This is a genomic window from Sphingobacterium paludis, assembly GCF_004364125.1.
GTDB lineage: Bacteria > Bacteroidota > Bacteroidia > Sphingobacteriales > Sphingobacteriaceae > Sphingobacterium > Sphingobacterium paludis.
Genome location: NZ_SNZV01000005.1, coordinates 349113 through 362575, shown reverse-complemented (window position 1 = coordinate 362575; position 13463 = coordinate 349113). Strand labels below are relative to the sequence as shown.

Annotated in this window: 8 protein-coding genes; 2 read left to right on the top strand and 6 right to left on the bottom strand. The window is 47.3% G+C overall.

All coding sequences use genetic code 11. The annotated features are described in order from the left end of the window. The first annotated feature begins 3 nt into the window (after nt 1–3). Both B0I21_RS11860 and B0I21_RS11855 read left to right on the top strand, forming a co-directional pair. Nucleotides 4–1134 carry a glycoside hydrolase family 76 protein gene (locus tag B0I21_RS11860; protein WP_133640675.1) on the top strand — a complete coding sequence of 377 codons (1131 nt, stop codon included), beginning with the start codon at nt 4–6 and terminating at the stop codon, nt 1132–1134. 8 nt (nt 1135–1142) lie between these two features. Beyond that, on the top strand, nt 1143–2321 hold the full coding sequence (locus B0I21_RS11855) for a glycoside hydrolase family 76 protein (RefSeq protein WP_208292329.1): 1179 nt from the start codon (nt 1143–1145) through the stop codon (nt 2319–2321). Between the two features lie 239 nt (nt 2322–2560). Here B0I21_RS11855 and B0I21_RS11850 read toward each other — a convergent pair whose 3' ends face one another. The 6 genes from B0I21_RS11850 to B0I21_RS11825 all read right to left on the bottom strand — a co-directional run bounded on the left by B0I21_RS11850 (nt 2561) and on the right by B0I21_RS11825 (nt 13448). Continuing rightward, the gene (locus B0I21_RS11850) at nt 2561–3550 is read right to left on the bottom strand and encodes a chemotaxis protein CheB (protein ID WP_133640674.1); all 990 of its coding nucleotides are present in this window, start codon (nt 3548–3550) and stop codon (nt 2561–2563) included. Continuing rightward, nucleotides 3528–5156 carry a PAS domain-containing sensor histidine kinase gene (locus B0I21_RS11845; RefSeq protein ID WP_133640673.1) on the bottom strand — a complete coding sequence of 543 codons (1629 nt, stop codon included), beginning with the start codon at nt 5154–5156 and terminating at the stop codon, nt 3528–3530. The genes B0I21_RS11850 and B0I21_RS11845 overlap by 23 nt, the downstream gene beginning before the upstream one ends. 7 nt (nt 5157–5163) lie before the next feature. Continuing rightward, nucleotides 5164–8088: a CheR family methyltransferase gene (locus B0I21_RS11840; protein ID WP_133640672.1), complete on the bottom strand. Its 2925-nt coding sequence runs from the start codon at nt 8086–8088 to the stop codon at nt 5164–5166. Between the two features lie 297 nt (nt 8089–8385). After that, nucleotides 8386–8643 (bottom strand): DUF3072 domain-containing protein, encoded by a 258-nt coding sequence (locus tag B0I21_RS11835; protein WP_133640671.1) that lies wholly within the window; start codon nt 8641–8643, stop codon nt 8386–8388. 154 nt (nt 8644–8797) lie between these two features. Beyond that, nucleotides 8798–10285, bottom strand: a complete 1488-nt coding sequence (locus B0I21_RS11830) for a TolC family protein (RefSeq protein ID WP_208292328.1) — start codon at nt 10283–10285, stop codon at nt 8798–8800. Further along, a complete protein-coding gene (locus B0I21_RS11825) occupies nt 10269–13448 on the bottom strand; it encodes an efflux RND transporter permease subunit (RefSeq protein ID WP_133640670.1) in 3180 nt (1059 codons plus the stop codon). The genes B0I21_RS11830 and B0I21_RS11825 overlap by 17 nt, the downstream gene beginning before the upstream one ends. Between the last annotated feature and the right edge of the window lie 15 nt (nt 13449–13463).

Genomic DNA, 13463 nt, shown 5'->3' with positions numbered 1-13463 from the left:
CGGATGAAATTAAGAGCGATAGGATTCGCATTTTTTGCCCTGCTCGCTTTGGCGAGCTGCGGCAAGATTAACGACGAATACCAATTTAACGACGAGTTGCCCGTTTCTTGGGAGGAGATGGCTAACAGAACTACCGATACCTTGATCCGCCAATTTTGGAATGCGGAGGGTTACTTTAATTACGGAAGCGACCGTTCGGATCTCGGTTTTCAGTATTGGCCCAATGCGCATGCCATGGATGCGGTGATCGATGCGTTTTTGCGAACCAACGATCCAAAATATAGTGCTTATTTTGGAACCTGGTTCGACGGAGTGCGGGTAAAAAATGGGGGTAACTACTACAATGTGTTTTACGATGATATGGAGTGGAACGCCTTGACCTTTCTGCGGCTGTACGAAATTACAAAGGAGCAGAAGTACCTGGATGCAACCCTGGTGCTATGGGCCGACATCCTAAAAGCTTGGAACACGGAATATGCGGGCGGAGGCTTGGCTTGGCGTAAAGATATGTTGTATTCGAAAAACGCCTGTTCCAATGGTCCGGCCAGCATATTGGCGGTGCGCCTGTATAAGCTGACGGGAGAACAGGCGTATTTAGATTGGGCGAAGCTAATTTATGAATGGCAAAAGGATGTGCTTTTTGATCGGGCTACCGGTGCGGTGTTCGATAATATCAATGGGCAGACAGATGTCATCAGTACGGTGGCCCTGACCTATAACCAAGGTACGTTCTTGGGAACTGCGGTAGAGCTTTACGATGTGACGAAAGATCCGCTTTATATGAACGATGCACAAAAGACGGCCAACTACACGGTTTCTAAATGTATTGATGCCAGCAGTAATGTATTGCGCGATGAAGGCAGTGGCGATGGAGCCTTGTTTAAAGGGATATTTATGCGCTATTTTGTGCAGCTATTGCAGCGCGATGGCGTAGAGCAGGCCTTCCGCCTGAAGTTTGAGAATTTCCTCCGCAACAACGGTCGGGTGGCTTGGCAGCAAGGCGCGGACGAAAACTTCCTGCTTTTTGGCTCTTCTTGGGCGCAACGGCCAAGTGGCGATGCCCAGCTGACGGGACAAACCAGTGCAGCCATGTTGTTCGAGAGTATTGCATATTTTGAAAAAAACAGTAAATAATAATGATGATGAAAAAAATAGTAGGAGCCGCGCTGGCGCTCTTGTGGGCCTCCTGCCTGCAAGGGCAAAAGCAACCCGAAAATGTGAACTATGCGCGTGCAAGCGAAAGCCTTTCCCATATCGAGGAACAGTATGCCGTAGCAGATGGTAAGCACCTTTTCCGGGAAACGTACCCCTTTGATGAGCAGCACAGCGCCACATACCTAGCGGATAACAACAACCAGCCGAAGGCCAATGCCTATTCCTACCTGTGGCCTTTTTCGGGCAGCCTATCGGCTTATGTGGCGTTGCTGGAAACCCAAGATAACGCCGCCGTTAAGCAGCATATTGACCAAGCGGTGCTTCCTGGTCTGGAAAACTATTACGATAAACGAAGCCCGGTAGGTTATGCCTCCTATGTGAACAGTGCACCACTTTCGGATCGTTTTTACGATGACAACATCTGGCTAGGGATCGATTTTGCAGACCTCTACCTACACACGAAAGAAAAGGCTTACCTGAACAAAGCGCAAGAGATATGGACTTTTGTGCAAAGTGGGATGGATGATAAGCTCGGGGGCGGTATTTATTGGTGCGAGCAAAAGAAAGAGTCCAAAAACACCTGCTCCAATGCCCCTGCGGTGGTATATTTGCTGAAGCTGTATGAGGCGACCAAATCCAAGGCCTACCTCCGGGATGCCATCAGCCTGTATACCTGGACAAAAAAGAATTTGCAGGATCCGAGCGACAACTTGTATTGGGACAATATCAGCTTGGCAGGGAAGGTGCAAAAGGCAAAATATCCGTACAATACGGGGCAGATGATCCAAGCTGGTGCGTTGCTGTATAAGTTAACCAAGGACAAACAATATTTGCAGGATGCACAGGCCTCGGCAAAAGCCGGTCTAGGCTACTTCTTTTCGCCCGACGGCGCAAAGGGATATCCCGTCTTGAAGAAAAGTGACAATTGGTTTATCGCGATCATGCTGCGCGGCTATTTGGAGCTATACCAGCAGGATAACGATGTACAATATGTACGGGCGTTTCAAAAAAACCTGGACGAAGCATGGATCAGCATGCGGGATGCAAACGGATTGTTTGGAAAAGATTGGTCAGGCAAAGATCGCGGCGCTGACAAGAAATGGCTGCTGGACCAGTTTGCCATCGCTGAGATGTATGCGCGTTTAGCAGGGATAAAGAAAAGCTAAGGAGAAACCGCATTCGTCGGGGCCGACCGAAGACTCTTAATCTTTTGGTTCCCGGTATCTGCCCAAGTGGGCGCAAAAAGTTGAGAAGCCGTTATCCGTATTGGGGATGCGGCTTTTTTTCATGGCTATATTCATTATAGGGCTTGCTCGTTTTTACTTATTGACTATAGCGCAAAACCTCTGAAGAAAAACAGCTGTTTATTCACCTATAGACCTCTACGGACAATACACCGCAGGATTTAGTTATCCAGTGCGGTAAGCAGGCTTTTAAGTTGGGTAATGTGCTCCTTTAGTTCGTTGACCCGTTGTGCACGCCGTCCGTTTGTATCCGGACTGAATTGAGGCCGTTCGTCCATGCTCATGATGAAGTTGCGGCGTTCTTCCATCATGCGTAGTGCTACCCACAACGTCTCTTCCGTACGTTTGAGGTATTGATCGTTCAGCTGTGCCTCCGAAAAGACATGGCCGGTGTAGCAGCGATACCTCGCGTGCCCATGTTCTTCGATTTTTGTTAACACGCCGCCACAGTCCGGACAGGTCATTAACGTTGGGGCACCGAGTGCAGTGGTTGATTCCATGTTGCTGGACATGCGTAGCGTGATAGCCGCTTCCTGTTGCAGATCTTTTGGGACTTCTTGCGGGGAGCATTCTCCGCGGGAATAGATGTCCGCAAGTACATAGGTGATTTCATGCGCCGACACGCGATAGTCTACGTCGATGTTGCTGAGCACATTGCGCGGCATATCGGCATAGGCAGCTTCGTCCGGTTCTTGTACGAGGCATCGTCCGCCGGCACTTTTAATGGCTATCATCCCCGATGTGCCATCGTCTAACAAACCGCTCAAGATAATACCGGTAACACAGGAGTCATATGCGGCGGCGGCGGTTCGAAATAACACATCAATAGATGGTCGCCAGTGGTTTTCCAAGGCTCCACGTCTAACCAACACGCGATCTCTTTCCAGCATCATGTGCTGATCTGCAGGAGCCAGGTAAACCTTATCATGCTCGATAGGCATGCCTTCTTCCGCGATGACGACAGGTAGGGTAGACCGTTCCTGTAGACGTTGCAAGATGTATTGTGGATTCACGCTTTCGCTGAGGTGGATCACAATAAATACACTCACTTTGTTTTTCGTGCCTAGTGTAGCCAAAACATCTGTTAAGACGGGAAGGCCGCCAGCGGAGGCGCCAATCACGACAATGTTATACACTTGCCTCTTGTTCATACAAAAATGTTTCTTGGGGGTTTAGTGGCAGAACGACCTTGAATTGTGTACCGGCGTCGGTTAAAATTTCAAAGCTTCCATTCAACAGAGCCACTCGGTTTGAAATTCCCCGTATACCGGAGCCCTGTTTGATGGCTTCCTCCAAATCGTCGCCAAAACCTTTTCCTTCGTCTTGCACCTGAACGCTTACGTAGTTGTCCTGTTTTTGTATGCTAACGGTAGCAGCATTCGTTCCCGAGTGTTTTATACTGTTGTTAATAAGTTCCTGTACTATGCGAAAAATATAGATCTGTATGTCTTTCGGTAAGCGGTCTGCTGCAAGATCGATGTCTGCGTGAATGTGAAATCCAATATTTTTTAGACGACGGACGGTATCTTGCATACCTGCAACAAGCCCAAAATCTTTCAAAATGGTTGGCGAAATATTGGCGGAGAGCGTACGTAGTTCGGAGATAGCCTGCTCAAGCAGTTCGTACATTTCGGCAAGCTCTTTCGGTAGGGGCCCATCTTGCTTGAGCACATTGAGGCTATATCGTATAGCGTAAAGAATTTGGCACACGCTATCATGCAGGATGGCGCTTATCTTTTCGCGCTCGCGCTCCTGTGCTTCGACGGCTGCCTTTTGTAAGAGCAACTGTTGCACTTTCCGACGTTCTTCTTCGATAGCCAGACTTTTCTTGCGTTCCGTAATGTCCATCAAGATACCGGTCAGATAGCTATTGCCGTTAAGCTCTTTAATGCTACGCCCCTTAAGCGCGATGTATTTTGATTTGCGACGCACAGGCAAGCGTTGTAGCTCCATGTCGATTTCCATATCCGGATCGGGAGATGTGGCATACTGTTGAAACTTTGCGCTATCTTCCGCAACAAATACTGCGGACAACTCATGGATGCGAAAATGATCTTGCAAACTATCGATCCCTAACAATCGCTTCGCATGCTCATCCAAATAGATAAATTGATGACAAGCGGATGTTTTCCAAATGCCGGATCCAGAGGCTTCTAGTGACAGCGCCAGCCGTTCCGCCATTTCGGTCTGGCGTTGCTCTTCCAATTTTGTCGAGGTAATATCGCCTATGGTGATATAATAGGTATCTCGACGCGTAACCGGATGTACGGACCAGCTTCCATGTAACATCACCACGCATAACTCTTTGTTTCGCATGTGGAGCATCACTTCGGTATGGGCACCTTCTGGCTTATGCTTACAGGCGTCCAGAAATTTTAGATAGGCTTCCCGCGAATCGGGGTGTATACAAAGCGCAAAGGTGTGACCTTGCAACACCTTCGTGGTTTTCGATAGCAGGGTAATTCCTTTGGTGTTAACCTCCTGTATGGTTCCCTGATGATCGAGGATGACATATCCAACCGGTGCCGCGTGATAGAAGCCCGCAAACTTTGCTTGTTCATTCTCGAGTGCAGTTTGCGAAGCGCTGATCTCATCACTTTGCATGTGCAACTCTATTTGATAAAGTTCAAGCTCTCGAATAAGTTTGGTCAGTTTGTCCTCTACAGCCAGCGGTTTGGCCGTCAAGGATTCACCCAACACAGTTTCCGCTCTATGGCGAAGGATGTCGAAACGGTTTTGTTGCTGGTTTATTTCCATGAGGATGTTAATTATGTTTTTCTATAGTCAGTTTGACGGCTTCTATTTTGTTGGTATCATCCGGTATTTTTTCGATGGTTGCTATAAGATCGAGCCAGCCAATGCCATTGATATGATGCTGAATATGCATCTGTACGTATAGGTCTGTTGCCAGCAGTCCATCAGCGAGTTCCGTCATCTGCCATTTATTACGAACAAGATCCAGGAAAGAATGTTCATTTAATTCGAAAATACTTAAGTTAAATAATTTTAAAAATGGATCATTGTTGACAATTAATTTATAGTCTGCATCCAAAATAGCAATGCCATCGGGCAGCGTTTGGATGGACGCCTTGAGATAATGCAACAATCCCGATAACTGCGTGCGTAGGGCTTTGACTGGCGTCGTTTTGGTAAACGTTAAAACCGCGCCGCTGATAAAATTATCCGTGGTGCGGTAGGGCATGATGCGCAGATTGTACCACTCATTCTTTTTCGTTTTTACTTCCAGTTCCTTACCCACGAGTGTATCAATGACTTCATTGATAGTATTTTCAATAGCCGGATAGTCAAAGTTAGAAACAATATGGGTGATGGACCGCCCTACATCCGTAGGAATAACATTGAACAATCGCGTGATCTGTGGCGTGAAGCGCAGTATGCTAAGTTTATTATCCAGGAAGATGGTGCCGATTTCGATATTGTCCAAGAGGTTTTTCATATCGTTGTTCAGCTGCGTAAGCTCTTCGGCTTTTGTTTGGTACTGATGGTTGATGGTCATCAGCTCTTCGTTGAGCGATTGCATTTCTTCTTTTGTTGTCAGGGCCTCTTCATTGGTGCTTTGAAGTTCTTCATTTGTGCTCTGCAGCTCTTCGTTGGTTGATTTCAGCTCTTCGAGTGAAGTTTCCATCTGTTCGATGGTGGTATGGAGCTGCTGCTTCGTGTAGCTGAGCTCTTTTTCCAATTCTTCCACCGCCGCCGTCGACACCGTGCCGTTCTGTTTGGGCTTACTATTGCGCTTTGGAAGATCTTTTTCCTGAAAAGTAACCATGATCATGCCTTGTAGGGGCGACTCGTCGACATAGGTAACGGTAAAGCTGACAGCCACGGATTTATTGTCGTCTTTAATTTTAATATCACGCACAGTTACCGAGGCCTTTTGACGCTGCGCCTGATGGAAAGCATTGCTCAATACGTACTTCAGTTCTTCGCGAATCATGCGGTGTATATTCATAATCGCTTCACCGGGGTGCAGTTCGATGTATCGATTTGTTTTACCGTTCACGTATAGAATTTCCCCCTTCTCGTTCAGTAAAAACGCGGCGGGGGTATGTCGTTGCAACAATATCTTGTTGAAGTGTTCGGCTATGGGGTTTTTAGCCGCCTGGGGCACGCTTAAGTCTGGCTTGGACTGCTTGCCATGCGCGCCTACATGGAATGGGAAATCTAAAAAGCGCCCTACCGCAGTGATGCCACTGTTGCGACGGAAAATTTTCCATTTGGAATCGACTACCTCGAAGATATCCTGATAGCCATTAATGGACTCGGCCGGTCCCAGATACAAAAGACCGTTTCCATGGAGGGAATAATGAAAAATCGGGATTATTTTTTTCTGAAGTTCGGCAGTAAGGTAAATCATCACGTTTCGGCAGCACAGTAAATCTAAACGAGTAAACGGTGCGTCCTTGACCAAATTGTGCTGCGCAAAAACAATCATCTCTCGAATATCTTTTTTTACGACGTAGCCGTTATTCCTTTCGATGAAAAAGCGATCGAGTTGCTGTGGATTAAGCTCGGAAGCAATGTTGGAAAAGTAGAAGCCGTCGCGCGCTTGCTCTATTGCCTGGGCATCTAGATCGGTCGCGAAAATTTGCGGTCTAGTTCTAGGCTGTACAGCTGCATTTTCCAAGTACTCGGTCAATAGAATGGCCACCGTATAAGCTTCTTCACCCGTAGAACAACCGGCGATCCAGATACGGATGGGCTCGTCCGGGCTCTTGCGATCCAAGAGTTCGTAAAGGTGTCTTTTTAAGGTTTCGAAACCGAGTCGATCTCGGAAAAATTTGGTCACGTTGATCAACAGTTCATTAAATAACGTATCTAACTCGGCAGGGTGCTCCCGCAGATAGTGAATGTAACTTTCATACCCAGGGAGTTGATGAAAAGCGATCCGTCGTTCAATACGTCGGCAGATCGTATTTTTTTTATAGAGGGTAAAATCATGTCCGGTGTTTGCCCGCAATAGCATTAAGATTTTTTGCAAATGGATGTCATTAGTCAGGTTATCTTCTATGCCTTCTTGGAGGGAATGAATGGAGGGATGCAAAAGATATTGAATAAGTTTAGCGGGCATCTGTTCCGGCGGAAGGATATAATCGATCAGTTGGGTGCGTATAGCGGCGGTAGGCATGCTAGGAAATTCGGCCGTCTCGGGTTGTTGTGCCATGGTCATCCCCAGTTTCTCTTTGATCATCCGTACCCCCGTTTCGCCGTCGGCACCAATACCCGATAATACAATGCCAACCCCCATGGCGCCTTGGTCATCCGCTAAACATTCAAAAAATTGATCGACAACCATTCTTGCGCCTTGATCATGCTTAGGTTCAAAAAAGAGAAATCTTTTTTGGTGCATGCCCACTTCTTTATCGGTGGGTGTGAGATAAATGGTATCAGGTTCCAACTCCTGACCATCTGCTGCCAGCTCGACCGGCATCGGGCTAAACGATTGAAGGCGTTCTTGATAAGCTGGGAGCGGCATGTCTAGGTTGTGCGCAATAATAACAAAAGCCATAGTAGGGTTGCTGGGCATGTGCATGAAAAATTGTTCCAATGCGTTCAGCGATCCAATGCCGGCACCAAGACCCACGACGGAAAACCGTTCGGGCTCACCGTTTCTTTCATTTGCTTTATTGTTAGCATCCATTTTACTGTTTCCCTGTCTATTGTTTTTCATGATGTCACTACCCGAGCGGTTGCGGAACGCTAATTTAGCTGAATATATATGAAAACGCAGAAAAAAGCGATAAAATCGATCGTTTCTGCTGGGCGAAGTGATTTGCAGCCGCCGATCGGGCACAGGATGGTCATAAAAAAGCGAGGCACTGCAAGATAGCTATAACTTCGAAGAATAGTAGAACTTCGCTGGAGAGCGCATTAGCGCGTAAAGCGATGGGCGTAGCAGGACTTCAATTGGGGGGGAGGAAACAAAGGAGTGCTGAAAGGCTTGTTTTCCAGCACCCCGTTATGCAAGTTAATTATCCGATGGCGTGTCTAAGCCTCTACCGGTGAGATGTTGAAGTTCGTCGATCCGTTTAGAAGCTTCAGCCTTTGTCAAGCCCTCCTCAAAAGGAACTTTGGCTTCATCAGACAATGTTTTTAGGTAAGAAGCCTGCGCGCCTGTCATAGGCTCACTGCCCGTCGTCCAATCGTCTGGATCTTTTTGGGTATTGGAGCCATCACTTTTGCTTGCTGCGGAGAGATCCTCGTGTTTGTCTTTTTCGTTTTCCATAGTACTACGTTTTTTAAAGAACCTATCTTTTACTGTATTAGTTTTCTCTCTCAATTGTTTTATCCATGCTTTTTTTCTGATTAGTGCATTGGATCAGCCTTCACAATGGCGATCCTGTTCTCTTTTGAATAATAAATGAAATATTCCGCATTGATCACTCCGATGTAGGAGTGGCATAGTCGGTCCAACCACCGCCCAAAGCCCTATATAATTCGACGACGGCGACAAGTTGCTGCAATTTGTCTGATATCGCCTCCAGTTGCGCTTGCAGGAGATTTTGCTCGGCAGTCAGCACATCGGTATAATTTGTATTGGGCGTATAGCGTAACAGTTCTTTTGTAAAATCAGCGGCTCTTTTTAAGTCGATAATCTGGGCACTTCGAATAGCTTCCTTGTCTTTTGCTATCGCAAACGAATATAGTGCATTACTAACTTCTTGGCCGGCTACCAGCATGGTATTTTGGAACGTGTAGTAGGCCTCATCTTGCGTGGCCCGGGCGGTTGCCAGGCGCTGGCGATTGAGTCCTTGATTGAAGATCGGTTGCACAACACCGCCCAATAAACTTCCATAGAAGGTTCCCGTAAAGAAGCCTTGCAAGGTGTTGGCGGTGGCCCAGCCAGCACTTCCAGAAATCAATAGGGAGGGATAGAAATGTGTTCGAGCAACATTCGTCAGTTCAAAAGCCTGCTGAAAGGCTTGCTCTGCTTCCTGGACATCTGGCCTATGTGCCAATAGTTGCGCCGGTACACCGGTATGTAAGCTACTGTCGATCGCTAAGCTATCAAAGCTATTGCGTACAATGTCTTGCGGCGGCATGCCAAGCAAGATCGACATGGCATTTTCCACTTCGCGCCGTTGTTGCATGACCTCCGGAATCTGCAGCTTTGCAACTTTCACATTGGCTTCGCTGTTGGCGATGTCGGCACCCGTCACGATGGCGCTTTGCTTCAATGTTTTGACGATATCAACATCTTGCTGCCTGTTGATGACCGTAGAATCTAAGATGCGGAGCTGTTCATCGTAGGCCAGCAGTTGGTAGTAATGTATTGCAATGGAGGCGACGAGCTGCGTTTGGACGGTTCGCAAATAAGATTGGCTCGCCAGAAACGCCGCATATTGCGAACGCTTTGTGCTGCGAAGCTTCCCCCAGACATCAATCTCCCAGCTTGTAGTGGCTATCAGATCATATATTCGGTTATCGGGGATGGATGTTACGTCGACACCGTTCGCGCGTGCCTGTGCGGTAGATGGCCGGTTGTAGCTCACCTCGCCTTGCGCCGAAAGTGTAGGGTAAAAGGCTTGCTTGCTTTGGCGAAAGGCAGCCGCTGCAGCTTGGATGCGTGTAAAGGCAATTTTAAGGTCCAAGTTGTTTTGAAGCCCTAAATCAATAAGCATAAGTAAGTTCTTATCCTTGAAAAATCGGCTGTAGGGAATAGTCGCTAACGTGCTCGTATCGTTTGTCGATGTATCGCGATCTCTAAAGAGTTGGCTTACATCTGCTGTGTTAGGACGCTGGTAGTTTTTTGTAACCGCACAAGAACATACCATACCGACGAGTAGCATAGCGAAGATGAATCCGGTAAACCACTTGGAACAATGGGATTGTCTCGGTCCGGAATAGTGTTTAAGATGCTGTTCCATGCTCGTCCTCCTTAAATTTACTACTCATTTTTTCGTGTAAGCCTTGAAATATCATAAAAAGCACAGGAACCATAAACACCCCCAGCAAAGTGCCTGTCAACATCCCACCAATAGAGCCTACACCGATGGATACATTACCTTTCGCACCAGCGCCTGACGAAAAGAGTAGGGGGAGCAGCCCGAAGATGAACGCAAAGGAGGTCATCAAAATAGGACGTAGCCGCGCTTCCGCGCCCTGCAGCGCCGACTCAAATATTGAAAGCCCGCTTCTTCGCCGTTGCAGCGCGAACTCCACGATTAAGATCGCATTCTTCGAAAGCAGGCCGATCAGCATAATAAGCGTGATCTGTACATAAATGTTGTTGTCCAGCCCCCAAAGGCTGACAAAGAGCAAAACACCCAATAGACCGATCGGTAGCGAACATATGATGGCTAAAGGAAGTACATAGCTTTCGTATTGTGCGCAAAGGAGAAAGTAAACGAAAATCAGACATACCGAAAAAATGAGGATAGACTGCTTTCCGCTACCTTCCTCTTCACGGCTTATCCCCGAAAATTCAAAACCATATCCGTCGGGCAAGGTTTCTGCTGCCACCTCCTGTATAGCGAGTAGCGCCTCGCCGGAGCTATGCTTCGTATCGGGCGAGCCATTAATCGTGACAGCAGTAAACATATTGAATCGTGCGATGCTTTCCGGGCCATAGACCCTTTTTAGTTCAATAAATTCTGTGATAGGCGCCATCTGTTGCCCGTTATCCGTTCGCACAAAAATATTTTTGATACCCTCCATATTCGCCCGATACATGGTGTCGGCCTGAACCATCACGCGATATTGTTTACCAAACTGATTGTAGTTGCTGGCATATAGCCCGCCGTAGTAACTTTGCATCACCTCAAGTATGGTTGAAATACTAATACCTGCTTCTTGGGCTTTGGCGACATTGACCGACATTTGATATTGCGGAAAATTGGGGTTGAACGAGGTCGATGCCGTTTGTATTTCTGGACGCTGATTCAGTGCTTGAATAAATTTCTGTGATACTTCATACAAGTTTTCGATGGATTGACCGGACTGATCCTGTAACTGAAGCTCGAAGCCGCCGCTTGCGCCGAAGCCGGTAATGGTAGGCTGTGAAATAAATTGTAGCTTGGCTTCTTGGATATGTGCGGTCTTCTCGCGGAGCTCCGTGATAAAATCTTCGTTTGTGGTGCCCTTACGATCATCCCAGTGTTTAAGCTTCACGATCTCCATCGCGTACGAACTACCCTCACCGGCAATATTGTTACGACCTACCATGCGCAAACCATTGTTTACGGCATCGATAGTGCGTATGATGCTATCCACTTCATTCGCGATAACCGTTGTTCGCTCCATGGATGCGGCAGGAGGAAGACTCATCATCACAAACACGGTGCCCATATCTTCGGGTGGGACAAAGCTTGCTGGTGTCTTTCGAAAGGCAAAGCCAAGCGCTATGGCAAAGCCTATCGTGAAAATCCCCATCAGCCATTTCTTTCGACCAAAAAAGCTGATTGCGTGTTTGTATTTGTTCAGCACCTTATCATAGCCGCTGTTAAACGCCCGCCCAAAGCGTGCCAGCAAGCCTTTCTTTTGATCTGCGTCAGAACTGGAATGGGCCGGTGGTTTGAGAAAAAGAGCAGCCAAGGCTGGACATAGTGTCAAGGCGTTTACCGCAGAAATAATAATGGCGATAGCCAGTGTAATGCCAAATTGTTTATAAAACACACCGGTTGAACCACCCATAAAACTGACGGGAATAAAAACGGCAGCCATGACCAATGTAATCGAAACAATGGCGGAAGATATTTCGGACATTGCATCTACGGCGGCCTTCCGCGCAGATTTGTATCCGCCCTCAAGCTTTGCATGAACCGCTTCAACCACAACGATGGCATCATCCACCACGATGCCGATAGCCAGCACCATCGCAAATAGCGTAAGGAGGTTGATGCTGTAGCCCAACAGCTGGAGAAAAAAGAACGTTCCCGTGATCGATACCGGCACGGATATGCCGTGGATAATGGTGCTTCTAAAATCTTGTAGGAAAACGAAGATGACCAGAAAAACGAGCAGGAAGCATTCAATCAAGGTGTAAATAACCTTCGAAATTGATGCATCTAAAAAGGTGTTGATGTCCACAAAAGTCACGTTGTGGATGCCTGCAGGATAGGATTTTTCGGCCTCGGCAAATACAGCCTTCGCGCCCTCGATAACCTCTTTGGCGTTAGCACCCGCGATCTGGTTGACCGCAATGTTAACAGATGGTTTTCCGTTGACCGTTGGTGTGACGCCGTAACTTTCCGCACCCAACTCGATGCGGGCAATGTCTTTCAGGCGAATAAGATTGCCTTGGCCTGCGTATCGCACAATGATATTTTCAAATTCGGCAATGGAGGTCAGTCTGCCGGTATACTTAATTACGTATTGGAAACTCTGATCGCCATTTTCACCAAATTTTCCCGGTGCCGCCTCAATATTCTGGTTACTAAGTGCCAATGATACATCTTGTGGAGTAAGGCCATAGGAAGCCATCACGTCTGGTTTCAACCATATGCGCATGGCATACAAACGCCTTCCCATCGCGGAGGCGTCGCCTACACCTTGTATTCGTTTTAATTGCGGTATGATGTTGATTTCCGCATAATTCTGCAAAAAATTCTGATCGTACTCTTCCTTGTCGCTGTATAGTGCATTGATAAAGAGGTTACTTCCTTGTCTCTTTTTTACAATAACACCAGCTTGGGTCACCTCTTGCGGAAGGAGGCTATTGGCGGTCGAGACACGGTTTTGTACATTCACCGCCGCCATATCGGGATCTGTTCCAATCTCAAAATAAATATCAATGGTTCCCACGCCTTCATTTGTCGAGGTGGATGTCATGTAGGTCATTCCCTCCACACCATTAATTTGTTCCTCCAAAGGTACAATGACGCTGCGCTGCACGACATCTGCATTGGCCCCGATGTATGTAGCGGTCACCTGCACGGTTGGCGGTGTAATGTCGGGGTATTGCGCGATCGGGAGCGTCAGTATGCCCAGTAAACCCAATAAGACAATGATGATCGATATCACCGTGCTAAGCACAGGACGATCAATAAATACCTTGAGTTTGCTGGATTTCTTTTTTTTATTTTTTTTCATAGATCAGCATGGACC